This window comes from Microbacterium sp. Y832, assembly GCF_057669765.1.
Window position 1 is genome coordinate 586823 of sequence record NZ_JBYHFM010000003.1, and the last position, 24626, is coordinate 611448.

The 24626-nt window shown below is 67.4% G+C and carries 26 protein-coding genes and 1 tRNA gene; 13 read left to right on the forward strand and 14 right to left on the reverse strand.

Annotation, left to right across the window (positions count from 1 at the left end):
- Position 1 precedes the first annotated feature (1 nt).
- The 4 genes from AC25YV_RS08525 to AC25YV_RS08540 are packed head-to-tail and all read right to left on the reverse strand — an operon-like array spanning position 2 to position 5779.
- On the reverse strand, positions 2-1804 hold the full coding sequence (locus AC25YV_RS08525) for an acetolactate synthase large subunit (protein ID WP_488123395.1): 1803 nt from the start codon (positions 1802-1804) through the stop codon (positions 2-4).
- 46 nt (positions 1805-1850) lie between these two features.
- On the reverse strand, positions 1851-3557 hold the full coding sequence (ilvD, locus tag AC25YV_RS08530) for a dihydroxy-acid dehydratase (RefSeq protein WP_488123396.1): 1707 nt from the start codon (positions 3555-3557) through the stop codon (positions 1851-1853).
- A 9-nt stretch (positions 3558-3566) separates the two neighbouring features.
- Positions 3567-4367: a trehalose-phosphatase gene (gene otsB, locus AC25YV_RS08535; protein ID WP_488123397.1), complete on the reverse strand. Its 801-nt coding sequence runs from the start codon at positions 4365-4367 to the stop codon at positions 3567-3569.
- The gene (locus AC25YV_RS08540; protein WP_488123398.1) at positions 4364-5779 is read right to left on the reverse strand and encodes an alpha,alpha-trehalose-phosphate synthase (UDP-forming); all 1416 of its coding nucleotides are present in this window, start codon (positions 5777-5779) and stop codon (positions 4364-4366) included. The genes otsB and AC25YV_RS08540 overlap by 4 nt, the downstream gene beginning before the upstream one ends.
- 129 nt (positions 5780-5908) lie before the next feature.
- Here AC25YV_RS08540 and AC25YV_RS08545 point away from each other — a divergent pair, with 129 nt between their 5' ends.
- The gene (locus tag AC25YV_RS08545) at positions 5909-6163 is read left to right on the forward strand and encodes a hypothetical protein (RefSeq protein WP_488123399.1); all 255 of its coding nucleotides are present in this window, start codon (positions 5909-5911) and stop codon (positions 6161-6163) included.
- A gap of 149 nt (positions 6164-6312) precedes the next feature.
- Here AC25YV_RS08545 and AC25YV_RS08550 read toward each other — a convergent pair.
- Positions 6313-6385, reverse strand: a tRNA-Lys gene (locus tag AC25YV_RS08550).
- 95 nt (positions 6386-6480) lie between these two features.
- Between AC25YV_RS08550 and AC25YV_RS08555 the strand changes: the two genes are divergently transcribed.
- The 3 genes from AC25YV_RS08555 to AC25YV_RS08565 all read left to right on the forward strand — a co-directional run bounded on the left by AC25YV_RS08555 (position 6481) and on the right by AC25YV_RS08565 (position 8229).
- Complete coding sequence (locus AC25YV_RS08555; protein ID WP_488123400.1) at positions 6481-7308, forward strand: inositol monophosphatase family protein; 828 nt, start codon at positions 6481-6483, stop codon at positions 7306-7308.
- 17 nt (positions 7309-7325) lie between these two features.
- Positions 7326-7907, forward strand: a complete 582-nt coding sequence (locus AC25YV_RS08560; RefSeq protein ID WP_488123401.1) for a hypothetical protein — start codon at positions 7326-7328, stop codon at positions 7905-7907.
- A gap of 82 nt (positions 7908-7989) precedes the next feature.
- Positions 7990-8229 (forward strand): hypothetical protein, encoded by a 240-nt coding sequence (locus AC25YV_RS08565; protein ID WP_488123402.1) that lies wholly within the window; start codon positions 7990-7992, stop codon positions 8227-8229.
- On the opposite strand, the gene AC25YV_RS08570 is transcribed toward AC25YV_RS08565, so the two are convergent.
- On the reverse strand, positions 8230-9678 hold the full coding sequence (locus AC25YV_RS08570; RefSeq protein ID WP_488123403.1) for a phytoene desaturase family protein: 1449 nt from the start codon (positions 9676-9678) through the stop codon (positions 8230-8232).
- 95 nt (positions 9679-9773) lie between these two features.
- Here AC25YV_RS08570 and AC25YV_RS08575 point away from each other — a divergent pair, with 95 nt between their 5' ends.
- Positions 9774-9932 carry a hypothetical protein gene (locus AC25YV_RS08575; protein WP_488123404.1) on the forward strand — a complete coding sequence of 53 codons (159 nt, stop codon included), beginning with the start codon at positions 9774-9776 and terminating at the stop codon, positions 9930-9932.
- A gap of 71 nt (positions 9933-10003) precedes the next feature.
- Here the strand turns inward: AC25YV_RS08575 and AC25YV_RS08580 are convergent, their stop codons facing one another.
- A complete protein-coding gene (locus AC25YV_RS08580) occupies positions 10004-10351 on the reverse strand; it encodes a DUF427 domain-containing protein (protein ID WP_488123442.1) in 348 nt (115 codons plus the stop codon).
- A gap of 48 nt (positions 10352-10399) precedes the next feature.
- Between AC25YV_RS08580 and AC25YV_RS08585 the strand changes: the two genes are divergently transcribed.
- Positions 10400-10552 carry a hypothetical protein gene (locus AC25YV_RS08585; RefSeq protein WP_488123405.1) on the forward strand — a complete coding sequence of 51 codons (153 nt, stop codon included), beginning with the start codon at positions 10400-10402 and terminating at the stop codon, positions 10550-10552.
- Position 10553: 1 nt separating this feature from the next.
- Here AC25YV_RS08585 and AC25YV_RS08590 read toward each other — a convergent pair whose 3' ends face one another.
- Positions 10554-12692 (reverse strand): catalase, encoded by a 2139-nt coding sequence (locus AC25YV_RS08590; RefSeq protein ID WP_488123406.1) that lies wholly within the window; start codon positions 12690-12692, stop codon positions 10554-10556.
- A gap of 184 nt (positions 12693-12876) precedes the next feature.
- Between AC25YV_RS08590 and AC25YV_RS08595 the strand changes: the two genes are divergently transcribed.
- Together AC25YV_RS08595 and AC25YV_RS08600 are read left to right on the forward strand one after the other, a co-directional pair.
- Positions 12877-14190 (forward strand): APC family permease, encoded by a 1314-nt coding sequence (locus AC25YV_RS08595; protein ID WP_488123407.1) that lies wholly within the window; start codon positions 12877-12879, stop codon positions 14188-14190.
- A gap of 46 nt (positions 14191-14236) precedes the next feature.
- Positions 14237-14755: a hypothetical protein gene (locus AC25YV_RS08600; protein WP_488123408.1), complete on the forward strand. Its 519-nt coding sequence runs from the start codon at positions 14237-14239 to the stop codon at positions 14753-14755.
- Between the two features lie 91 nt (positions 14756-14846).
- Here the strand turns inward: AC25YV_RS08600 and AC25YV_RS08605 are convergent, their stop codons facing one another.
- Positions 14847-15074 (reverse strand): RNA-binding S4 domain-containing protein, encoded by a 228-nt coding sequence (locus tag AC25YV_RS08605; protein ID WP_488123409.1) that lies wholly within the window; start codon positions 15072-15074, stop codon positions 14847-14849.
- Between the two features lie 138 nt (positions 15075-15212).
- On the opposite strand from AC25YV_RS08605, the gene AC25YV_RS08610 reads away from it, so the two are divergent.
- Positions 15213-15668 (forward strand): ASCH domain-containing protein, encoded by a 456-nt coding sequence (locus AC25YV_RS08610; protein WP_488123443.1) that lies wholly within the window; start codon positions 15213-15215, stop codon positions 15666-15668.
- 302 nt (positions 15669-15970) lie between these two features.
- On the opposite strand, the gene AC25YV_RS08615 is transcribed toward AC25YV_RS08610, so the two are convergent.
- From AC25YV_RS08615 to AC25YV_RS08625, 3 genes are all read right to left on the reverse strand, one after another.
- Positions 15971-16180: a hypothetical protein gene (locus AC25YV_RS08615; protein WP_488123410.1), complete on the reverse strand. Its 210-nt coding sequence runs from the start codon at positions 16178-16180 to the stop codon at positions 15971-15973.
- A gap of 904 nt (positions 16181-17084) precedes the next feature.
- Positions 17085-17285: a helix-turn-helix transcriptional regulator gene (locus AC25YV_RS08620; protein WP_129393106.1), complete on the reverse strand. Its 201-nt coding sequence runs from the start codon at positions 17283-17285 to the stop codon at positions 17085-17087.
- A complete protein-coding gene (locus AC25YV_RS08625) occupies positions 17285-17764 on the reverse strand; it encodes a hypothetical protein (protein ID WP_488123411.1) in 480 nt (159 codons plus the stop codon). Before AC25YV_RS08625 ends, AC25YV_RS08620 begins: the two co-directional genes overlap by 1 nt.
- 282 nt (positions 17765-18046) lie before the next feature.
- Between AC25YV_RS08625 and AC25YV_RS08630 the strand changes: the two genes are divergently transcribed.
- Positions 18047-18760 carry a hypothetical protein gene (locus AC25YV_RS08630; protein ID WP_488123412.1) on the forward strand — a complete coding sequence of 238 codons (714 nt, stop codon included), beginning with the start codon at positions 18047-18049 and terminating at the stop codon, positions 18758-18760.
- A 383-nt stretch (positions 18761-19143) separates the two neighbouring features.
- On the forward strand, positions 19144-20133 hold the full coding sequence (locus AC25YV_RS08635) for a hypothetical protein (RefSeq protein ID WP_488123413.1): 990 nt from the start codon (positions 19144-19146) through the stop codon (positions 20131-20133).
- 183 nt (positions 20134-20316) lie between these two features.
- On the opposite strand, the gene AC25YV_RS08640 is transcribed toward AC25YV_RS08635, so the two are convergent.
- Entirely contained in the window at positions 20317-20679 is a 363-nt protein-coding gene (locus AC25YV_RS08640) for a cyclase family protein (protein ID WP_488123414.1), read from the reverse strand.
- Between AC25YV_RS08640 and AC25YV_RS08645 the strand changes: the two genes are divergently transcribed.
- Both AC25YV_RS08645 and AC25YV_RS08650 read left to right on the forward strand, forming a co-directional pair.
- Positions 20669-20938: a hypothetical protein gene (locus AC25YV_RS08645; RefSeq protein WP_488123415.1), complete on the forward strand. Its 270-nt coding sequence runs from the start codon at positions 20669-20671 to the stop codon at positions 20936-20938. The genes AC25YV_RS08640 and AC25YV_RS08645 overlap by 11 nt on opposite strands.
- Before the next feature lie 959 nt (positions 20939-21897).
- Positions 21898-22689, forward strand: coding sequence for a ZIP family metal transporter (locus AC25YV_RS08650; RefSeq protein ID WP_488123416.1), 792 nt, complete (start codon positions 21898-21900; stop codon positions 22687-22689).
- Positions 22690-22762: 73 nt separating this feature from the next.
- Here AC25YV_RS08650 and AC25YV_RS08655 read toward each other — a convergent pair whose 3' ends face one another.
- Positions 22763-24061, reverse strand: a complete 1299-nt coding sequence (locus AC25YV_RS08655; protein WP_488123417.1) for a cation:proton antiporter — start codon at positions 24059-24061, stop codon at positions 22763-22765.
- Between the last annotated feature and the right edge of the window lie 565 nt (positions 24062-24626).

Consider the following 24626-nt stretch of genomic DNA (forward strand, 5'->3'; position numbering starts at 1 on the left):
CTCAGGCCTCCTCATCGAACGACGGCGAGTGATCCCGCGCGTACTGGACGTAGCTGTTGCTGACCCCCTGCGGCACCATGGGCCACACCATCGCGTCGGCGCTCACGACGAAGTCGATGACCACGGGGCGGTCGTTCGTCTCGAGCGCGGTCCGGATCGCGGCATCCACGTCTTCTTCCTTCTCGACACGCAGTGCGAGACAGCCGTAGGCCTCGGCGAGCTTGACGAAATCGGGGATGCGGATGGTGTCGTGGCCGGTGTTGAGGTCGGTGTTCGAGTAGCGGCCCTCATAGAAGAGCGTCTGCCACTGGCGCACCATGCCGAGCGACGAGTTGTTGATGATGGCGACCTTGATCGGGATGTTGTTGATCATGCAGGTCGCGAGTTCCTGATTTGTCATCTGGAAGCATCCGTCGCCGTCGATCGCCCACACGACCCGGTCGGGCTCGGCGACCTTGGCGCCCATCGCGGCGGGAACGGAGTAGCCCATCGTTCCGGCACCGCCGGAGTTCAGCCACGAGTTCGGACGCTCGTACTTGATGAACTGCGCCGCCCACATCTGGTGCTGGCCGACGCCGGCGGCGTAGATGCCCTCGGGGCCGGTCAGCTCGCCGATGCGCTGGATGACATGCTGCGGCGACATCAGACCATCGGTCGGCTGCGCATAGCCCAGCGGGAACTCATCCCGCAGACCGTCGAGATACGACCACCAGTCATCGAAATCGGGTTTGGTGCCCGCGGTGAGGCTGCGGAAGGCCTCGTCGAAGTCGGCGAGCACGTCGCGGACGTCGCCGACGATCGGCACGTCCGCCGTGCGGATCTTCGAGATCTCGGCGGGGTCGATGTCGACGTGCACGACCTTCGCGTTCGGAGCGAACAGTGCCGCCTTGCCCGTCACGCGGTCATCGAAGCGCGCGCCGAGCGAGATGAGCAGATCGGATTCCTGCAGCGCCAGCACGGCGGGCACCGTGCCGTGCATCCCGGGCATGCCGAGGTGCTGCGGGTGGGAGTCCGGGAACGCGCCGCGCGCCATGAGGGTCGTCACGACCGGGACGCCGGTCGTCTCGGCGAGAGCGAGCAGCTCGGCCGCCGCACCGGAGCGGATGACGCCACCGCCGACGTAGAAGACGGGCTTCTTCGACTCGGCGAGCAGCTGCGCCGCCGCCTGGACCTGCTTGCCGTGCGCCTTGGTGACGGGGCGGTAGCCGGGCAGATCGATGCGCGGGGGCCACACGAAGGGCGCCTCGGCCTGCTGGGCGTCCTTCGTGATGTCCACGAGCACGGGGCCGGGGCGACCGGTCGAGGCGATCTCGAAGGCCGCCGCGATCGCGCCGGGGATCTCCGCCGCATCCTTCACGAGGAAGGAGTGCTTCGTGATCGGCATCGTGATGCCCACGATGTCGGCCTCTTGGAAGGCGTCGGTGCCCATGAGGTTCGAGAACACCTGGCCCGTGATGCAGACGATCGGCACCGAGTCCATGTAGGCGTCGGCGATCGCCGTCACGAGGTTGGTCGCGCCGGGGCCCGACGTCGCGATCGCGACGCCGACGCGTCCGGATGCCGAGGCATAGCCCTCGGCGGCGTGCCCGGCGCCCTGCTCGTGACGAACGAGGATGTGGCGGATCTCGGACGTGTCCATGAGCGGGTCGTAGACCGGAAGGATCGCTCCACCGGGCAGCCCGAAGACGTCGGTGACACCGAGCTTCTCAAGCGATCGGACGACGGCCTGCGCGCCAGTGAGCACGGGCGGCGAAGCGGTGCGGGCAGGAGGCCGGGGAACGGCCGGTGCGGATTCGGCGGGCATGGTCATGGTCCTCGCAGAGACGGATCGGGATGCGGATGCCTGGGGCTCAGCCGGTCGTGGCGCCTTCAGCGGCGGAGCGCACGAGTCGGGAGTACTTGGCAAGGACGCCACGGGTATAGCGCGGAGGAAGGGGCTCCCAGCCGGAGCGGCGGGAGGCGAGCTCTGCATCGTCGACGAGTAGGTCGAGAGTGCGAGCCGCGATATCGACCCGTATCAGATCACCATCGCGCACGAAGGCGATCGGACCTGCGTCGACCGCTTCGGGTGCTATGTGGCCGATGCACAGGCCGGTTGTGCCGCCTGAGAATCTGCCGTCCGTCAAGAGTAGTACATCTTTTCCGAGGCCTGCGCCCTTGATGGCGGCCGTGATCGCGAGCATCTCGCGCATGCCGGGGCCGCCCTTGGGGCCCTCGTAGCGGATGACGACGACGTCGCCCTTGTCGATCTCGCCGGCCTCGAGCGCATCCATGGCGGCGCGCTCACGTTCGAACACCCGCGCGGGGCCCTCGAAGACCGCGGCGTCGAACCCGGCGGTCTTGACGACAGCACCCTCGGGCGCCAACGAGCCGTGCAGGATCGTGATGCCGCCCGTGGCGTGGATGGGGTTGTCGAAGGAGTGGATGACGGTGCCGTCGACGGGGTCCGGGTCGAGGTCGCGCAGGTTCTCGGCGAGCGTCTTTCCGGTCACCGTGAGCGCGTCGCCGTGCAGCAGCCCTTCGTCGAGCATCGCCTTCATGACGACGGGGATGCCGCCCTGACGGTCGACGTCGTTCATGACGTACTGGCCGAACGGCTTGAGGTCGCCGATGTGCGGCACCTTGTCGCCGATGCGGTTGAAATCGTGCAGGTTGAGTTCGACGTCGGCTTCACGGGCGATCGCAAGCAGGTGCAGGACGACGTTGGTCGAGCCGCCGAGCGCCATCGCGAGGGCGACGGCGTTCTCGAAGGCCTCTTTCGTGAGGATGTCCCGGGTCGTGATCCCCAGGCGCAGCAGGTTCACGACGGCCTCGCCCGAGCGGTGCGCGAAGACGTCACGGCGACGGTCAGCCGACGGCGGGGCGGCCGAGCCGGGCAGGGAAAGCCCGAGGGCCTCACCGACCGAGGCCATCGTGTTCGCGGTGTACATACCGCCGCACGCTCCCTCGCCGGGCGCGAACGAACACTCGATGCGCTTGAGGTCTGCTTCGCTCATGCGGCCGGCAAGGCACGCGCCGACTCCCTCGAAGGAGTCGATGATCGTGATCTCCTTCTCGGTGCCGTCCGAGAGCTTGACCCAACCGGGGGCGATGGAACCCGCGTAGAGGAAGACGCTCGACAGGTCGAGGCGTGCCGAGGCCATCAGCATGCCGGGGATGGACTTGTCGCATCCGGCCAGCAGCACAGACCCGTCGAGGCGCTCGGCCATCATGACGGTCTCGACGGAATCGGCGATGACTTCACGTGAGACGAGCGAGAAGTGCATGCCCTCGTGGCCCATCGAGATGCCGTCCGACACCGAGATCGTGCCGAACTGCAGCGGGTAGCCGCCACCGGCGTGCACACCCTCCTTGGCGCCCTGGGCGAGCCGGTCCAGGCTCAGGTTGCAGGGCGTGATCTCGTTCCAGCTCGATGCGATGCCGATCTGGGGCTTCTCCCAGTCGTCGTCGCCCATGCCGACACCGCGGAGCATCCCGCGCGATGTCGTGGCTTCGATCCCGTCGGTGACGACGCGGCTGCGGGGCTTGATGTCGATGTCGGTGCGAGACTCGGGCATCCCCTGAGTCTATTCCCGGGCAGGGGCCGTGTTCTCACCGGTGACCGCCCGACGCTGCGTGGCGAGATCGTCCAGCAGAGCGGCGAGTTCGTCGATGTCGGCCACTCGCAGGGCGGCGGCGGTCTCCCCCGCCCCCACGCGCACACCGAGGTCGTCGACGCCGAGGCTGCGCAGAGCGTCTTCATCCGTCACGTCATCGCCGGCGAAGAGGACCGCCGTGGCACCGAGCCGTTTGCGCAGCTCGTGGATCGCCGAGTCCTTGCCCTCGTGCCGGAAGGCGTACTCGACGATGTGCTTGCCCGTGCGTCGGCGCCAGTGCGGCGCTTCGGCGATGACCATGGCATCGACCGCCGCGTGGGCACGCTCGGCGTCGGCGGGCTCGGCGAGGCGCGTGTGCACGCCGAGACCGAAGGTCTTGGGCTCGATCCACACGCCGGCGAGTCCCTCTGTCGCACGCCGCGCGTCGGCGAGAAGGCGGTCGCGCAGTTCGGCGTCGACGATGTCGGGCTCGGGTTCGAGGGCACCTTCGCCGGGCGTCCAGAACTCCGCGCCGTGGCTTCCGGCGAGCAGGTAGACGGAGTCATCGGCGTGCTCGGCGATCTCTCGCAGGTCGACGAGGCTGCGCCCCGACACGAGGGCGACGGTCGTGTCGGGCAGCGCCGCGAGGCGTTCGATCGCGGCGCGCGCCGAGGGCAGCATGCGGGCGGACATGGGCTCGTCGACCAGCGGCGACAGCGTGCCGTCGAAGTCGAGTGCGACGAGCAGGCGATCGGATGCCGCGACGCGACGCAGGGCTTCGTAGCCGGTCATCCCGCTCGGTCCTTCGATGCCGCGAGGGCTTGGAGGAAGGTCTTGGACCATCGGGCGACGTCGAAGTCGAGCACCTTGCGACGCAGCGCCCGCATGCGCCGCCCCTGCTCGGCTGCCGGCATCTCGATCGCGCGCATGATCGTGTCCTTGAGCGCGCCGATGTCGTGCGGATTGACCCGCAGTGCGGACCCCAGTTCGTCGCTGGCTCCGGCGAACTCGCTCAGCACGAGCACGCCGCGGTTGTCGACGCGCGACGCGACGTACTCCTTCGCGACGAGGTTCATACCGTCGCGGAGCGCCGTGACCAGCATGACGTCCGCGGCCAGGTACAGCGCGACCATCTCCTCGCGCGGGAACCCCTGGTGCAGGTACCGGATCGCCGAATAGCCGATCGTGTCGTGGTCACCGTTGATGCGGGTCACCGTGAGCTCGATCTCGTCGCGCAGCTCGATGTAGGCCTGCACGCGTTCGCGACTGGGGCTCGCGACCTGCACGAGGGTGACGTCTTCGACGTCGAGGCGACCGTCATCGATCAGCTCGCCGTACGCCTTCAGCCGGTGGCGGATGCCCTTCGTGTAGTCAAGGCGATCGACGCCCAGCAGGATCCTCTTGGGGTTGCCGAGGCTCTCGCGGATCTCGGCTGCCCGAGCTTGGATGTCGGGGCGCTGCGCCATCTCGACGTACGTCGCGGCATCGATCGAGATGGGGAACGCCTTGGCGACGGCGAGGCGCGTCGTGCCCTCGCCGTCGGGCACGCGGATGCCGCTGGCCTTCGTCTCGTAGCGCAGCTGTCGCCGCACGGCGCGGGCGAAGTTGCTGGCGTCGGCGACGCGCTGGAAGCCGATGACGTCGGCGCCCAACAGCCCTTCGAGCACCTGGCGCCGCCAGGGCAGCTGCGAGTAAAGGCCGTATGCGGGGAAAGGAATGTGGTGGAAGTATCCGATCGTCAGGTCGGGCCGCGCTTCGCGCAGCATCTGCGGCACGAGCTGCAGCTGATAGTCCTGCACCCAGACGGTGCCGCCCTGCGCTGCGGCATCGGCGGCGGCGCGGGCGAAGCGCTCGTTGACCTTGACGTAGGCGTCCCACCACACGCGGCGGTACCGCGGCGCCGCGATGACGTCGTGATAGAGCGGCCAGATCGTGTCGTTCGAGAAGCCCTCGTAATAGTTCTCGACGTCGGATGCCGAGAGTTCGACGGGAACGAGGTGCATGCCATCGAAGTCGAACGGCTCGAGCGCCAGGTCGGGCTGCCCGGGCCACCCGACCCACGCGCCCTTCGTCTGGCGCATGACGGGTTCGAGGGCTGTCACGAGTCCACCGGGCGACGGGCGCCACCCGCCGGCATACTCCCCCTCGGTGATCCGGTCGACGGGAAGTCGATTGGCGACGACGACGAACTCGGCCTGTGTCACGGTACTCCTGGGGGCGGGGGTGTGCTGATCAGGCTAACAGCGGGGCCCCGCGCGCAATCCGGCCTTGACTGCCGGGCGTCGCCCTGTCAAGGGAGGCGCGGTCGCGCCGGGTGCCGCTAGCGTGGGCACATGCGCAGATACCTCTTCAGCACCGGCCTGGTCAGCGCGATCCTGAGCGGGTTCACGCTCTTGCGGTCCACACGCGGCGATACTCCCTTCACGTGGCGCACCGCTCTTGCCTGGCTGAGCTGGGGCATCACCCTGGCCCTCGCCGTGGGCGCCATCGTCGACACGCGACGCGCCTCGACGGGGCACCTCGTCGCGACCGACTCCCCCGTGCGCGGCAAAGAGGAGAAGCTCCTCCGCAAGCGCATCCAGCGCTGAGCAGGTCACCCCGCGGCCACCGCGATCCGTCGCGGTGGCGCCTTCCGGTCGCCGTTTCGCGACCGGGATGACCGTCGAGCACTCACGAGCATCACCCACGAGAAGCAGAAAAGCCTCGGTCACTGGCGAGAGTGACCGAGGCTTATCCGTGCACCCCCTCGGACTTGAACCGAGAACCCACTGATTAAGAGTCAGTTGCTCTGCCGATTGAGCTAGAGGTGCGAGATTCGCGACGAGGCGAACGAGGGTCCACATTAGCATCACGATTGCGTCACCCGGAAATCGAGTCGAGCACTGCGCCGGTTATCCTTGATCTCGTGACCGCTGCCTCCCCTGCGTCCTCGTTCGACGTGCCGTTCGACGGTGATCTGCGGGGCGATCTCGCGCTCGCCCTGAGGCTCGCCGATGCGGCGGATGCGGCAGCCATGCCCCGCTTCGACTCGCCCGATCTCGATGTGCAGGCAAAACCCGACGCGACCTTCGTCACCGACGCCGACATCGCGACCGAAACGGCGATCCGTGCGCTCTTGGCGAGCGAGCGACCCGGCGACGGCATCCTCGGCGAAGAGTTCGGCACGACCGGCTCCGGATCGCGCCAGTGGATCATCGACCCGATCGACGGGACCCACAACTACCTCAGGGGCATCCCGATGTGGTCGACCCTGATCGCGCTCGCGATCGACGGCATTCCTCGCGTGGGTGTCGTGAGCCAGCCCGCGATCGCGCGCCGCTGGTGGGCGGCATCCGGACTCGGCGCGTGGACGAGCACGGCGGATGGCGGCACGCGCCGGATCTCTGTCTCAGACGTCGACGCGATCGACCGCGCGAGCGTGAGCTTCCAGAGCATCGCCCAGTGGCGCGAGGCCGGCGAACTCGACGCCCTCGATCGGCTGACGTCGGCCGTGTGGCGCGACCGCGGCTACGGCGATGCTTGGCCCTACATGCTTCTCGCCGAAGGGCGCCTCGAGTTCGTGGCAGAGTTCGGTGTGCAGGAGTACGACATCGCCGCGCATGTGCCCATCGTGCTCGAAGCGGGCGGCTCCTTCACCGCCTACTCGGGCGCCGCTTCTTTGACGGAGCGGTCGTCGCTCGCGACGAACGGCACGCTCCACCAGCCGTTCCTCGACCTGCTGCACTCCCCCTGAACCCCGTGGAGCCACCGATGACTTCCCCCCGTTTGCGTCTCGCCGCCGCTCTCACCATCGCAGCGGCCGCCTTTGCGCTGACGGCGTGCGCCCCCGAGGCCGATCCCGATCCGGTGTCGCCGCAGACCGCGGCTCCGACGCCGAGCGTCTCCGCGCCCGACCCGTCAGCGCCGGCGACCGAAGCGCCGAGCGCCGATGAGCCCACCTGCGAGACGATCATCCCCGATGCCATCGTCGCCGATTTCGAGAGCCTCGGCTGGAGCTCGCAGGCCGACCTCTTCTACATCGGCGACATCGAAGTGCCCGACGGTCTGCTCTGCGTGTGGGCGGACTTCGAAGGGCCGGCGGGCGATCACCTGCAGTTCTTCGGCTGGGCGCCGATCCAGGACTCGACCGCCACGCAGGCGCAGGAGTCGCTGGTGGGTCAGGGCTGGCGGCGTGAGGAGTCCGAGGCCGGCGTCTACATCACCGAGCCGGCCGAAACGGCGATCCAGAGCGATGACGAGGGGTACGGCATGACCTACCTCTTCACCGAGGGTGTGGTTCAGCTCGCCGACACCAAGCAGGGTCTGCTCCTCATCGAATGGCCCCGCCGCTAGAACGCTCCCGCGCGCCCGTCAACCCCGTCGCATCCGTCGCCGGGCTTTCGTAACGTCGAAGCCCCAGACGAGAGGTGACACCATGAGCAACACTCCGCCCGCCCCCATCATCCCGCCCACCGGTCCCGAGCAGGGCGCGTCGGGTCACGACGGCGGACTGCTGCCCGACGACCCGATCCGCGACGTCGACGGCGAGGCGACGCTCGATCCGGATGTCGACCCCGACCAGGTCGACAGCGCGACGGCCGATCGCCTCGCCAGCGGGGCAGACGTCGACGACGATCAGGGCTTCCCCCAGGGGCCGTCGATCACCCACCCCTGATCAGGGCGACAGGTCGGGGCGGACGCGCGTGCCGAACTCGTGGCGGAGCGCGCTGAGCGCGGCCCACCACCCGGCCAGGCCGTGCACGCCCGGGCCGGGGCTCGCCGATGCTCCTGCGAGGTAGACGCCCGGAATCGGCGTGCGCCACGGATCAGGGCTCAGAGTGGGTCGGCGCAGCAACTGGTCGAACGTGGGCGCACCCGCGGCGATGTCGCCCCCGATGTAGTTCGGGTTGTGCCGTTCGACATCAACCGCCGAGCGCGAATGCGACGCGATGATCGTGTCGCGGAAACCGGGCGCGAATCGCTCGATCTGAGCGATGACGGCCTCTTCGCGGTCGACATCGCTTCCGGCGGGAACATGCGTGTACGTCCACAGCGTGTGGTGACCGCGGGGTGCGCGGGTGTCATCGAACACGGAGGGCTGCGCGGCGAGCACATACGGACGCTCGGGCAGCCGCCCGCGATCGACCTCGTTCTCTGCCCGGGCCATCTCGGCCCGCGTCCCCCCGACGTGCACGGTGCCCGCGCTACGCACGCCGCTGTGGACCCAGGGGACGGCATCACTCAAGGCGAAGTCGACCTTCGCCACTCCGCCGCCGTAGCGGAAGCGTTCGAGCACGCGGCGATAGCCCCAGGGAAGAGCATCGCCCGCCATCTTGAGCAGCGCCCGGGGGGTGACATCGAGCAGCGTGGCCCGTGCGCGCGGCAACTCGTCGAGCGACGTCACCTCGTGGCCGAGCACCAGTTCGCCGCCGTGCGCGCGCAAGTCGTCGACCATCGCGTCGATGATCGACTGCGATCCTCCGATCGGAATCGGCCAGCCGCGCGCATGCGCATAGGTGGCCAGCGTGAGTCCCGCTCCCGCGCCGGCGATGCTCGGCTGCGGCAGGATCGAGTGGGCAGCGACGCCCGTCAGCAACGCCGGCGCGACCTCTTCGCGGAAGCGGGCGTTCCAGGCGATACTCCCCTGTTCGAGCGAGCGCAGCCCGAACGCGAACGCCGTCAGGGGATGCCGTGGCACCCGCACGAGCGTTGAGCCGGTGAACTCCGCGACACGGTCGGCGTGTCGCACGAGGGGGCGCAGGAGGCGTTCGTAGGCGGGACCGTCGACCCCGAGTTCGTCGCGCGTGCGGGCGAGGTCGCGATAGGCGATACCCGCACGGCCGCCATCGAGAGGCTGGGCGAACGACACATCGGGGGTAACGAAGTCGACGCGGTCCCGGAGCGCGAACTCGCGGAAGAACCGGGATTCGAAGGCGAGCGGATGGATCGCGGAGCAGACGTCGTGCCGGTACCCGGGAAGCGTGAGTTCCCGGGTAGACGCTCCCCCGCCGGCCCGGTCGGCTCGTTCATAGACGCGCACGGCGAGACCCGCGCGAGCGAGGGTGACGGCAGCGGCCAGGCCGTTGGGACCGGCACCCACGATCACTGCGTCGAGTGAGTCCATCTCACCACCGTCCCACACGCGCCGCGCGGGGCATGCAAGGGCGGACCGTGTCAACCCTCGGTGGCCGAGCGGGGGCTACCGCGATCATGGAGCACATGACCGGATTCGCCATCATCCTGCTGATCATCGGACTCGCGTTGCTGTTCTTCGGCATCTTCGTCGAGGCCGTGAAGTTTCTGCTCTGGGTGGGCATCGTGATCCTCGTGATCGCTGTCATCGCCTGGCTCATGCAGTTCATCAAGCGCCAGACCTGATACCCGAGACCGAGACCCGACCAGAGAAGTCACCGCCGAGATGCGCGACGACGCCACCCGATCCTGACCGCTCAGTCCTCGACCGTGACCTGCGGGGCGAACGCGACATAGCCCGCGAAGTCCCGCCCGACGCGATCGACGGCGCCCGGGCGAAGATCGGGGTACGCCCACGCGAGGTCGGGGTGCTGCTCCCCGTCGACGACGACGTTGTAATACTGCGCCGCACCCTTCCACGGACACGTGTACGGCGTCGGGCTCTCTATGAGCACTCCGTCACCGATGCTCGCCGGCGGGAAGTACCAGTTGCCCTCGATCCGCACGAGGTCATCGTGCTCGGCGTCGGCGATCACCGTTCCGTTCAGCGTTGCGCGCATGCGTCGCTCCCTTCGTCTGCTTCGAGACTTGCCGCCCGCCGCCACCGTCGTCAACCCCTTGCTCTCTGCCCGACGATCGGTTGGGTTCGAAGCATGAAGGACAGATCGATTCCCCGCGAGCCCGGACCAGAGCCCGACACGACCGATGCCGCCGAGCCCGAGGACACCGATGCGCGGCTCGACCCCGAAGACGGACCGGCCCTCCTCGATGAAGAAGGCCAGTCCGTCGACGAGATCGAGATCTAGATCACATCACGGGTCCTGAGAGGCGATCCCAGACGCGGTGGCGGGTGAGCAGCTCGAGCATTCCCTCGACGAGCGTCGAGGCGGGACCCGTGAGGACTCCGGGCTCACCGCCGTCGATGTGAGCCGCTGCGAGCACGGGGGCTCCCGCATCGTCGGCACCGATGGCCTTGCCGTGACGGAAGGCCTCCTCGAACGCGCGGACGATCGGCGGCGCGGTCGTGGGGGCGAGGGCGATCAGGCCGTCGAGTTCGATGCTCGCAACGGTGTCGGCGCTGCGCTGGATCGGGATGTGCCCGAGCATGCCGCCGCGCTCGGCGATGACCAACGGTGTGACGCCCTGGTCGTGGAGCGCCTCGCGCACGGACTGCAGCTCTGCGAGATCGGTTTCGGAGTCGGCGAGGATTCCGACGACCCGGCCGTCGACTGGCCACTGCCCCCCGATCATTCGCACAGCGGGGCTCAGCTCGACATCGGCGAGCTCGACGGATGCCGCAGGTGCGGGCAGCCCGAGCGCGTCGGCGACCTTCTGGCACAGGTCCGCGTCGATGTTCGCGAGCGCCGCGAGCTGGCGCTCCTTGATCGCCTGTTCGTAGCACTTGCCGAGCTCGAACGCGTAGGCCCCCGCGACATGCTCCTGCTCGGTCGGTGTCAGCGAGAGGTAGAACAGCCGCGCCTGTGAGTAGTGGTCGTCGAAGCTCGCGGGCTTCTCGCGAGTGATCGCAGCCTCGGGCACGACGGTCGGCACCTCGATGAAAGCGCCCTCAGCCATGCCCGCGTGGAACGGGCACCCACCGTCGAGAGAGTTGGGATGGTACGGCGCGACACCGCGGTGCACAGCGGTCTGGTGCATCCCGTCTCGAAGCATGTCGTTGACGTCAGCGTGCGGCCGGTTGATCGGCAGCTGCGTGAAGTTGGGACCACCGAGCCGCGAGAGCTGCGTGTCGAGGTACGAGAAAAGGCGCCCCTGCAGAAGCGGATCGTTCGTCACGTCGATGCCCGGCACGAGGTGGCCCGGGTGGAAGGCGACCTGTTCGGTCTCGGCGAAGTAGTTCGTGGGATTCGCGTCGAGGGTCATTGTTCCGATGACCTGCAGCGGCGCGAGCTCCTCCGGCACGAACTTCGTCGGATCGAGCAGGTCAATGCCGGCGAAGGTCTCGTCCGGGGTGTCGGGCAGCACCTGGATCGCGAGGTCCCACTGCGGGTGGGCACCCGCCTCGATCGCGTCGGCGAGGTCGCGTCGGTGGAAGTCGGGGTCTTTGCCGCCGGCGATCTGCGCTTCTTCCCACACGAGGGCGTGCGTCCCGAGCTTGGGCCGCCAGTGGAACTTGACCAGGACGGTGTCTCCCGCGTCGTTGACCATGCGGAAGGTGTTGACGCCGAAGCCCTCCATCATCCGATACGAGCGAGGGATGCCGCGGTCGGACATGTTCCACATCGTGTGAGCCTGCGCCTCGGTGTGCAGCGAGACGAAGTCCCAGAAGGTGTCATGGGCGGACTGCGCTTGTGGGATCTCGCGATCGGGATGCGGCTTGACGGCGTGCACGATGTCGGGGAATTTGATCCCGTCCTGGATGAAGAAGACGGGGATGTTGTTGGCGACGAGGTCGTAGACGCCCTCGGACGTGTAGAACTTCGTCGCGAACCCACGAGTATCGCGGGCCGTGTCCATCGAACCGCGCGATCCGACGACGGTCGAGAACCGCACGAAGACGCGCGTCGTCTCACCCGCACGCAGGAACGCGGCGCTCGTGACCGATTCGGCGGCGCCGTTGGCCGTGAACGTGCCGTGCGCGGCGGCGCCGCGGGCGTGCACGACCCGCTCCGGAATCCGCTCGTGGTCGAAGTGCATGATCTTCTCGCGCAGGTGGTGGTCCTGCAGGAGCACGGGCCCGCGCGGGCCGGCGCGCAGCGAGTGATCGGTGTCGCGCAGGCGAGTGCCGAGCGCAGTTGTCAGCCACTCCCCCTGCTGCGCCCGCGTCTCGGCCGGCGCTCCGGTCTCGGCGCCCGTGGGCGACCGGGTTTCGGGCGCGGACTGGTCCGGCTTCGGGGGAAGCGGTTCGCGCGGCGTTTCAGGCTCTGGCAGGGATGCCGGCTCGGATGCGGGGGCGCCGGGGATGGGCGGGTGGGCGTTGTTGCTCATGTTCGTCATAATCCCTGGGTCGTATCGGCCCGGCGCGCGAGACTGCCGGGGTCGGACAAGTACCCCGAGGCTAGGTACGACAGCGTGGATCGCTCCAGCGGGTTGACGCACCGGGGTTGCTCCTCTATGCGCGCGCCTGTCAACCCCGCGCCGCCCGCGGCGGGTGTCTCCTAGAGTTTCGATCGTGACCAGTGATTTCGAGCAGCCGTCACGGTTGCGCCGAGGGATCACCGGACCGCTGCTCTTCGCGTTCATCCTCGGTGACGTGCTCGGTGCGGGGATCTACGCACTGATGGGCGTGCTCGCGGCAGAGGTCGGTGGGATGCTGTGGGCGCCGCTGGTGGTGGCTCTGCTGCTCGCCCTCCTCACCGCCGGCTCGTACGCCGAGCTCGTGACGAAGTACCCGCGCGCCGGCGGTGCTGCCGTATTCGCCGAGCGCGCGTTCAAGGTCAAGCTCGTCTCGTTCCTCGTCGGCTTCTGCATGCTCGCCGCCGGAGTGACCAGTGCGGCAGGCTTGTCGATCGCCTTCGCCGGCGAGTATCTCTCGACCTTCGTCGATCTGCCTGTCACACCCGTCGCCCTCGGCCTCCTCGCCGTCGTCGCCGCGCTCAACGCCCGGGGCATCCGGGAATCGATGAGAGCGAACTTCGTCATGACGATCATCGAGGTCATCGGCCTCGTGATCGTCGTCGTCTCGGTCGGTGTTCTCGTCTCCGGTGGCGGCGGTGACGTGTCGCGCGTCACCGAGGCTCCGGAGGGCACCAATCTCGCCGCCGCCGTCCTGGGGGGCGCGATCATCGCGTACTACTCGTTCGTCGGGTTCGAATCGTCCGCGAGCATCATCGAAGAGGTCAAGGAGCCTCGCAAGACCTACCCGAAGGCCCTCTTCGCGGCCCTCATCACAGCGGGCGTCGTGTACGTGCTCGTCGGCCTCGCGAGCGGCATCGCCCTTCCCGCTGACGAACTCGAGCAGTCCAGCAGCCCGCTCCTGGCTGTCGTCGAGGCGACGGGCGTGGGCGTTCCGGCGTGGCTGTTCAGCCTCATCGCGCTCATCGCCGTCGCCAACGGAGCACTGCTCACGATGATCATGGCGAGCAGGCAGACCTATGGCATGGCCGAGCAGGGGCTCCTGCCCCACACCCTGTCGCGTGTGCTGCCGAAGCGGCGCACGCCCTGGGTGGCGATCCTCGCGACGACTCTCATCGCCATGGTGATGACGCTCGTCGGCGACCTCGCGACGCTCGCCGAGACGGTCGTGCTGCTTCTGCTGCTCGTCTTCATCAGTGCCAATGTCTCGGTGCTCGTCCTGCGCCGCGACCCGGTCGAACACGAGCACTTCCGCGTGTGGACCTGGGTGCCCGTCCTCGGCACCGCATCGTGCATCCTGCTCCTGACGCAGCAGCGCCCGGCCGTATGGCTCTTCGCGGGGGTGCTGCTCGCGATCGGCGTCGTGCTGTACTTCCTCGCCCGCTGGAGTCGGGAGCGCACTGAGCGGTAGGCGTCGGTCGTAGACGCCCGTCAGGGGTTCGCTCTAGATTCAGCACATGATCGAGACGATGCCGGCGGTCGTGCCGCTCGATGTCCTCGGCGCCGTCGTCGTTCCGGTCGTGGCGATCCTCGTGAGCACGGGCATCGCGGTCTGGCTCGCGCGGCGCGAGCGCCTGGCGAGCGAGCGAGCGCACACCCGCGTCGAGATCGTCGCGCTCGTTCGGGCCCTCACCGATCTGCAACGCACCGCGACGCGGGGCGACCGCGACGGTGCGCGTGAAGCATCCGTGCGGTTCTCATCGACGCTCAATGCCTTCACGGCCCATCTCGGGCGCAAGGACCTCGCGGTGCCGCGGTACCTCGCGATCGTGATGAACCGCGGCATCGAGACAGGCGATCTCACCAAGATCGGCCGGACCGCGCTGTTCCTCAGCAACTGCGTCGACTCGTGGCTGCGCGGCACCGTGTCATCGGCTCAGTTCGCGCAGCACACTCCCCCGGATATCAATGAGGTCTGGGAGGATGACGTCGACCTCGCCGGATGGGCTCGCGCGATCGAGGGCACGCCGGACTGAGCCTCAATACAGACAGGCGAGGTGACCCCCCGACGGCTCGACCGCGACCCTCGATGGCACGGTCGTGATGATGCGCCCTCGTTCGGGGAATCTACCGGGCGACGCGCATCCTTCGCCCCTCGAAGCCCACGATGTCGCCGAGCTGCAACTGGCGTCCGCGCCGCCGATCGACGTCGCCGTTCACGGTCACGAAGCCGTCGATGATGGCCTCTTTCACGTCGCCACCCGAGTCGAGGACCCCCGCGAACTTCAGAAACTGGCCGAGGCGGATCATCTCCCCGCCGATCGACATGTCCTCGATCGGAGCTGCTTTCGTCATCCTCGAATGCTAGTCCGGGACGCTCCCCTTTCCGCCCTCTCCGCACGGCAGCGATTCTCGAACTCTGCCTCGTCTTGGCACAATGAGGCTGTGCCCTCATCGCCTGTCGCCCCGGTCGACGTCGACGCCGGTCGCCGCATGTGGCAGGAGTATGCGGCGGCGCACCCCGACGCGGTATCGGTGTGCCCCGAGTACACGATCGAGCACTTCGGCGACTCGGAGCGGTTGGCCGACGAGCTTGTGGCGCACGTGATCAGCGGGCGCAAGAGGGGGACGTCAGAACTCGTCGCGGACTACCTCGCCCGTGGCGATGAGATTCCCCGCATCGGGTCGCACTGGATCGCTTGCGACGGGCGTGGCGTGCCCCAGATCATCATCCGGAGCGTCGAGCTGCGGTTGGGCACGTTCTCGAGCGCAGACGCCGCGTTCGCCGCGGATGAGGGCGAAGACGACCTGAGCTTGGAGAGCTGGCGGCGCGAGCATCGTCGCTACTGGACGCGCGTCGCTCAGGCCCAGGGCCGGGTGTGGTCCGAAGACGAGGAGATCGTCTTCGAGCGCTTCCGGGTGGTCTGGCCGCCGCAGCACGCTGACTGAAGGCGTTCTACGTCAGCTCGCCGGCTCGCCGGCGCAGGCGCGGGTATCGTCACGGAGGTGACCCTCGAATCCAAGTTTCCGTCGTCGATAGGCAACGTCGCGCGGCAAGCGCTCGCGGCGCACGGCATCACCGGGTACGACCAACTCGTGTCTCACACACCCGAAGATCTTCTGGCTGTGCACGGTGTCGGTCCGAAAGCAGTGCGAATCCTGACCGAGGAACTCGCGCGTCGAGGTCTTCGCCTCAGCAAGTAGTTCCGGGGCTGCCCCGGGTCGACGTGACCCGTATCGCTCGCGCGCGGTCACGGCCGCCGGGTCTCGGTCCGCTCGTTCCCCCGCTTGTAGTTGCCTGTGACGCGCGCCATCACCTGCTGTGGATCCGCGCGTTCGACATCGTCGAGAAACTTTGCCGCCGCCGTTTTTCGCAACGTGGCCGCCAGCCGACCGTCGTGGCGGATCTCCACGCGATCACCACGAACCGTGAACACGAAGCCGCTCGGTGAACCTGCCATAGCTCCGAGCATGCACGACGTTCGAGCGCAACGGCATGCTCCGCGCCGAGGCTGCTCTGCGCCCGTCCTCTGGGAACGGTTCTGTGCCAGGTCGGTGGGCCTGTACGTTCGGCGTCATGGTTGACATCGTCGAGTTCACGCCGGGTGCTGCGGAGCGGTACGCCCGCGTCCTCTCGGCGACGGCAGCGGCTAACGCTATGCAGCTGCCACCGCCTGCGAGACAACCGGATCGATACCGATTTCGGGGCAACGAAAAGGGCCAGAAATCCGCGGCTCTGTTGGTTCACCATGAAGCGCCGACACGAGCATGCCGCCCGCGCAGATCCGTCGCGCCGCCAATCAGCCGCCAAGCGGTCGGCGGGGTGCAGTGCCCGAAGCGAGCGGTTGCTGATCGGTCATGGGTGGGACGTCGGCTCGATAGGCGGCCAGCCACGGCCGGAGCGCCGGAGATGGAGGTGGAGTGACCGAATGGGAGCTCGCCCGGAAATTCCGCAAGTATGCCGAAGACGCACGACCCTGGCCACGTATCCGGGCGTTGTTCATCGAACTCGCGGAAGGTTATGAGTCGAACGCGCGCCGCGAGGACATCGCTGCCGAGCGACGGCGTCAAGGGCGAGGTTTGGGATAGGACCAATCGCTCGAAAAGCGCATCTACCCGGAGCGTCTTGCGGCGCACCTCATTAGGAGACAGGGCGGGGTTCGCTTCATCAGGGCTTGCCGGCTAAGCCGGGTGCGCGAGCTAATCGCGTTCCAGCTGTGACCGGAATCGCGCAGACGTGCGACGAGGTGATCTCGTTCGCGGAGCAGCTTCGCCTCCTCCCCGTGCAGGCGGTCATCGAACACCGCAGACACCGCGGCAGGAGCATGCTTGAACTGCATCGACGAGATACCTCTGAGGCCCCGGCTACGCGGCGGGCGAGGGAAAGAAGACCTCCTCGATCCGCACGTCGAACGTTGCAGCAATGCGGAACGCAAGATCAAGGCTGGGATCGAACCGGTCTCGCTCGATAGAGATGATGGTCTGCCGCGAGACGCCGACGAGGTCTGCTAGGCGCTCCTGGGAGAGTCCGGCCGCCGCGCGACGCTCACGCAGGTCGTTGCGCATCAGGACTCCCGGTGCTGCAGCACCCAGTACCGCACCGAGAAGTCGAGCAGCCCGACCGCCATCAACAGAGAGAGCGCCAGTAGTGCAGACGCGTCAACCCGAAGCAGTGACACGAGCAGCAGGCCGCCAGCCGCAACGAAGAGAACATCCGTGAATGCACCCGCCCGGGCTCGTTCCGATTGGCTCCGCTCGATGGAGTCTCTTGAATTGGCCCGCTGCGTGTTTGGCGAGTGCCGGCCGATGAGGATCGCCCAGGCCAGCATGGCCGCCATCGCACCGCCGATCAGTGCGGACCACAGCACGCTGAACGCCGCGATCGCGGGACCGACTGCCGAAGGGTCGTCATCCCGCAACCCGATCAGCCACGCTGTCACTCCGAACACTCCCGCCCCGACAGCCGCCGCAAGGACGATGAGGAGAACGCGTTGCATCGAACTGCCGGTGCGAGCGGGGCGGTCGTTGTTGGTGTGTTCAGACATGGGTTGTGCCTCTCTGCGGCTCGAAGCTCTTGCCCACCAACATATGTAAAGCCCGCTTTACAGTCAAGTAAACTTGACATGCCTGCTCGACGCGACATCGCCTGCACCCGCGAGATGCAGCGCTCGGCGAGCGGATCGCGACGAACGCTCCAGTAAATTGCCCCTGATCAAGAAGCCGTTCCCGCTTCGTACCTCCTACACGCCCCCGAGCTCATCGGCGGATCGAGGCTAAGCGGAGGAACCATAGGATCAGGCTTCGGGCGCCGGTGCCGCAGATGGGGGATGACTTTGACCGAGAGCAACAAGAGGCAGCTCGTGGTGGACGCGTTCGGGGTGCTGTTCCCGAACGGTGACCCTGCCCAGATTGACAACCGGACGCACTTCCGGCCGGACCGGTCCAAGGACGTTTCTCCCAGGCTGCGACTGAACTGGTCGAGCGAGCTGATGAAGCGTCTTGCCCGGTTCGCGAACAGGTCGCGCCGCAACGAGCTTGCGATCCTCGCCGACCCGAACTGGTACGAGTTCCTCCTCCGCGAGTCGCCGAAGGAGTACGGCCTGAAGATCCTGGCGTCAAGCTGGAAACGGGAGTACCTCGAGGACTTCCCGATCGCCAAATACGACCGCAACCGGACCAAGCAGGCGGAAGCGGACAAGCTCTTTCGCGTCCTGCGACGGTCACAAGACGCCTACCGCATCGCGTACGTCGAGAACGGGCGGTTCGAGCATTGCGTCATCGACAACGTCAACCACCCCGAGGACCCGAACGTCCGCCGTGGCTTCTACTCACCCAGCCTGCGGGTCAGCGTTGACCGACGAGCGGGCGTGTCACGGGTGGAACTCGCCGCCATCGAGGACTTCCTCTCCCGCAAGAACACGCATCAGGACATCATCGACACCGGCTTCTTCCACCAGTGCCGCCCGAGGTCCGCGCTAGATCTGGGGCGCCCGTGGCCGGCGCGGCCAGCCTCACGTCAGGGCACTGAACCCGCAAGCTAGAGCGTCCGCCCCAGCCGAGATTCACTCGAATGAATCTGCGGGGTTCTCATTCCCGCTCACGTCGACATCAACGCCGCATACGCGAGGGTGGGAGGCGAAGGCGTGGGACTGGGCCTCGGAGAACCGTGGTCCAAGATCCGGCCGCACGCGGAACGGCTTGCTGCGCTTGGGCTTGCGGCAAGCCGCTGGTGAATGTCGTCATGGGACCCCATCCGCCGCGTGGTTGGCGCGGCGCGGTGCGGGGCGCATAGGTAACGGGGCGCTCGGGCGGCCTTGTCCGCGCGGCCCACTATTCTGGATCCACGGCTGGGCCTCGGTGGAGGCCTGGCCCCAGGCTTGACTGGCCCCGCTGCGATGTCGCATGGGCCCCGTGAGGGGAACGAATGGTGTTGGGTACGGATCGGGAGCCGAGCCGGGAGCGGGACCTCCGCAAGCAGGAGACTCTGATCCGGTTCGCGCGTGAGGCGCGGGAATGGGATCAGCGCAAGCGCCCCGCACCGTCGAGGGCGGAACTCGCCCTCCGGAAGAAGGTCGAGCGGGTCCGCGCCAAGCAGTCCCGCCGTGCACTCAAGCCCGCCGAGGCTCAGGTGATCGAGGAGTGGGAGCGGCTGCAGCACGCCGAGCGTCACGCCCAGCGCACCGAACGTGACGCCCGCCTGATCCGCGCGGCGAAGTCCGATGTGTTCCACCCGATGGACGCGTCCTGGCTGCTGTCGGTGCTGCGGGCGCCCGCCGAGCACTCCCCCGACCAACCGGCGCTGAGCGCCAAAGACGAGGACAGGCTCGCCACCATGGCGGCGAGCCTGCAGGAATCGGCCCAGCGAGCGCTCGAGCGGCACGAGAGGGAAGTGAACTCTCCGTTCCTCCGAACTTCGTTGAACTACCGCTTCCACGTCGACCCCAAGACCGCGTTCGCGGAGCGCTGCCTCAAGATCTCCGACTGCCCATTCGGCCCTAAGAGCTGCCACTTCCCCGATGAGAAAAGCGCGCGCGAAGCCGCTGCCCTCATCCGGACATACCATGAGCTGACGGCCCAGTCCTCGGTGCCGCAGGCACGCGGCTGGTACACCGTGCACTTCTTCGCGTCCGGCGGGTCGAACAGAGCCAGCACCGCATCTTCGGCGCTCTTCCACGCGCATCCCGGTTATCGCCTCGTTCTCGAAGAGACGGGCGCCGTGCTCGAGAAGACCTCGAACGACTCCACGGATTTCGCGGAGCCGTGGCGGGTGGTGACGCCAGGGCTCGGGTACCCGGTGGGGTTCACCTACGGAACGCACACCCTGATGACTCCGATGATGCGGGGCGGGTTCCGCCTCGAGAAGACGGACGTACTGCCGAGCTACGACTTCAGGTTGCCGGGCAGCATCACGTGATCCCACCTCGGATCCCGTCAGGTACCCAGTCTGCGGCCCGTCCACGGGCGATGGCCTGAGAATCGAGAGAGTCGCGCAGCGATCGACGCCATCACCGCGGGCCCACCGCGGCGCTGATCGCCCTCGTCGACCTCACCCTCGCCGTCGACGGGACAGCGGTGCGCGATGAGCCGAAATGGCCGGTCAGGGGCAGACGCGGACGTGGCGTCCTTCGAATCCGACGATGTCGCCGATCTTCAGCTGGCGCCCGCGACGGCGATCGACCTCGCCGTTCACGCTCACGTAGCCGTCGATGATGGCTCTTTCACGTTCCCACCGGAATCGAGGGTGCGCCCGCCCGTACGGCGCCGCGGCGGCTCCTCCGGGAACCCGCACCACGATCGCTTCGCCTACCAGCTCATCCAGGCGGACATCCGCCGTCGTTCGGCCGCCGCGCACGGTGTGAGCCGGCGCATCGACGTGCGTGCCGGTGTGCGTGCCAATATCGATCCGCGCCACCGCCACGCCGTCAGCATCCAGTGTGAGCGCCGGACCGATGGTGAGCATCGTCGCCCACGTCGTCCCGCAAGCCGCGTGGGAGGCGACGCCGAAAGCCAACCCGCCGGGACCGCTGCCCGTCGAACAGCGGCGAGCCATCTCAAGCCCCGCCGCGATCCCGGCCCCACAAGGCCGCGCCGCCGCCGGTATCCGGGTCGCGACGATCCATCTGAACGGGACTATCAAAGCCCGTGGGATCTGGTTCAACATCAGCCACACCCGCCGCGGACAGGACGTCTACGTCATCTACGACGCGACAGCCTCATGATCTTCGACGATCGCGGCACCCTGATCATCGAACGCCCCTGGCCCGCACCAGGCGTCCGCTACCGACGACCGATGCCCTCCCCTTGGCATATGGAAACTCCTGTCTCTGAAGGACGTTGTAGTGCAGTTCCGTATGGCTGTCGAACGGCAGGCCGGCGCGTTAGAGGACGAGGTCGTGACGCGCGGAGAGTGCGCCGGCCGCGGCGGGTGAGGCGCGCCGGGCGAGGACCGCCGCCACGGCTCCGTTCCCCGCGCCTCCCCTGCCCGTCGGGGCAGACGTATGGACAGATCAGTTGGCGACCGTCACGCCGCAACGTGATGACCAAGGAGCACCGGTCTGCGACGGGCGCGGCGTACTTGCGCCGGGGTGTGCCGGAGGCTTCACACCTCCCGGATGCCCGCTCGCGGCCCGGACACCCGAACGATCCGGTGACAAGCGCTCGCCATGCGGAGCGGCCCTCGATGACGCGTCACGTTGCTGTATCGGAGTCCGGCGTGGATGGTTCTACGCGTCTCGAACGCTTCTGCGTGATCTCTCGTCCCAGCTGTACGCCGCCCCCCACCACTGCGACAAATCCCGCTACGAAGAGGACGATGCGGACCCAGAGCTCCGCATCCGGGATGAAGAGCGCCGGGCTGGCGAAGATGAACGTCGCGCCCACGAAGTACCAGGTCGCGATCTGAGGTGTTTCAGTCCTGTCGTGCCGTGTAGTCATGGTTGCTCCTCCCTCCAAGGTCGACGCTACGCGCGCGGATGCCGCGTGGCCTCCGTCTCGAGATGGATATTCGCCGGTCAGCACGAGAAGTGCCACTGAGCGAGACAGGACGGGGCACACAGATCAGGCAACGACTCGTCCGCCTTCACCGCGTCGGTGCGATGCCTTGAAGGTGCTGGTCAGCGGTGTCATAGTTGATCGCCCGGCGGACGTTACACGCGGTCCACCGTTGGGAGTCGGACGCATGTGGATGATTTTGTTGTTCGGAGCCGTCGCATCCGTCGCGCTCGTGATCGGCGCTGCGGTGGGTGCCCGGCTGGAGCTGCCCAAACGTCTGCTCGCGATTCTCTTGTCTTTCGCGGCCGGAGCGTTGATCACGGCCCTTTCGTTCGAGTTGTTCGAGGACTCCTATGAGCGCGGTGGGATCTGGCTTGCGGTGGTCGGCTTGTTCGCCGGCGCGGTAGTGTTCACGATTCTCAGCGCGCTTCTGGACCGCTGGGCTCAAGCCGGATCGCGTTCGAAGCCTGCGGACGAGGTCAAGGGAAGCGTCAAGCTGGACACAGACGCCGCCGCAGCGGGCCGGAGCGCCAGCTCGGCGACAACCCGAGGAACTGCCGGGGTGGCGCTTCTGGCCGCTGTGACGCTGGACGGCGTCCCAGAGAATCTGGCACTGGGCATCTCGCTGGCTGAAGGCACCGGCAGCATCGCGCTGCTCGCGGCGATCTTTGCATCCAACCTTCCGGAGGCGCTTGTCGGCGCTGCCTCGATGCGGGACCAGGGACGGCCTCTCTCGCAGATCATGTGGTTGTGGACGGCGTGTGCTGTCCTCCTCACCGGTGCGGTTGTGGCTGGAGCGGTATTCCTTTCTCAGAGCGACCCGGCAGTGGTTTCCTTGCCGTTGGCGTTCGCGGCCGGAGCCGTGATCGCCTCCTTGGCAGACACCCTCATGCCGGAGGCGTACGAGCACGGTGGCCCGGCGGTCGCGTTGAGCACGGCCGCCGGGTTCTCGGTGTCTTTCGCACTGTCGCTCGCGTAGCCGATGAGACCCCTGGTGCTTCTTGCGGTGCCGGCGGTCCCCAGCTCTCCCGCTCATCGCTTCGCGTCGGGTTTCAGACGGGTGTGTTGGTCGCTCCCGCGTCGTTCTCCGGTCGTTGCGCGCGGCGCCGCCGCGCTCGGTCGAGGAGCGTCATGGTGGGAGTTGCTGCCGCCCCATGAATCAGGATGGAGCCGAGAACCACGACGGACGCGATCGCCCAAAGCCGTTCACCGCCGGGAAAGTCGCCGTTCTCGAGTGCATAGGCGATGTAGAACAGGGAACCGACCCCTCGAACGCCGAAGAACGCGATCACCCCTCGTTCTCGGGGACCTGTCTTCCCCGGCGTAAGACCAATCCAGCCGCTGAGGGGTCGGATGACCAGTAGGACCGCCGCAGCAAAGAGAATGTCCGGCAATGTCAGCGACTGAAGCAGTCCACGGGCAACAGCCCCGCCGAGGAGAATGAGCACAGCCACAGTGAGGAGCCGTTCCACTTGCTCGACGAAGGTGTGCAGGACCGAGTGGAGTCCATGGGCTCGTTCTGCCGCTCTGATGGTGCAGGCACAGACGAAGACCGCGAGGAATCCGTATCCTTCAGCGACTTCCGCTGCTCCATAGGCGAGGAAAGTCGCCGCCAGGGCGATGAACCCGTCGGCTTTGTCGGTGAATCCCAACCGTTGCGAGAGTCCGGAGAAGAACAGGCGGCGTAACAGCCACCCCACACCGAGGCCGAGGAGCATGCCGAGAGCCAGACGCCACCCGACGTCGATCAGCAACCACTCACTGAGCCACCCCGATGGGGCCAGACCGACGGTACTGATCGCGATGGCGGCGTATGTGAACGGGAACGCGAGGCCGTCGTTGAGGCCGGCTTCGGAGGTGATCGCGAAGCGAGCCTCGTCGTCGTCGCCGTGGTCATCTTCGGTGAGCGGTTCGGTGACCTGCACTTCGCTGGCCAGCACAGGGTCGGTGGGTGCCAGAGCCGCCGCAAGCAGGATCGCGCTGGCGGCACCAAGCCCGAGTCCCCACCAGCCCAGCAGCGCAACCGCGACGATCGACAAGGGCATCGTGATGCCCAGCAGCCGCCACGTGGTGGACCAAGTGCGCCAGCTAAAGACCCTGTTGATCGCAAGCCCAGCGCCCATCAGAGAGACGATGACGCAGAGCTCGGTGAGGTGGACGGCGATGACGGGATGCTCCGTCGGATTGGGATCTGGCAATCCGGGGACGATGGTGAACGCAACGATGCCTGCACCAACGAAGACCATGGGCATGGACACCGGTGCTTTGCCGAGCAGCCGCGGCAGCAACGCAGCGAACAAGGTCGCAATGCCAGCCGAAAGGTATACCAGCCCGACAGGATCCAACGTCATTTGTGTGCCCCCGGGGGGTGAGGAGGGCTATCGCCGGGGTGGACCATGGTGTGGTCCAACTGGCAGGCCTCCCGTGTGTGCAGGTTGAGGTGTACGCCCGCCGATCAGCCGAGTCGGATGGAGGCGTGATGATCACCGCGCACGCCGACGAGAATGCACCCGGGGACCTGACGTCGAAGCCGCCACTCGCCCGCGTTGCAGTCGACAGCTTCGGCTGCAACATGACGGTGTCGGAATGATCGATGTCCGAGAGTACTGCGCGTGGGCAGAATGTTTGCGTCGTCGTCCCCGGCGAGGAGGGACCCGCTTGTCTAGGCGATGTGCTTCATGGGGAGACCATATGTCGAGAAGCGTCCGCTGAGTTGACGGTTGACTTTCTGACGCAACACTGAGCGAACCCTCAATGAAGTCGGCCGACGGCGGGTGCAGGCGTGCCGTAGCGGTTGACCCGTGAGCAACACTCGAACAAGGCCAGACCCCTTCAGCGACGGAGTGGCAGATGACCAGCCCGCGACTCCCGCGGTCAAGCCCCAATGCGTGGTGTAGCCGTTGGTAATCCTTCTGC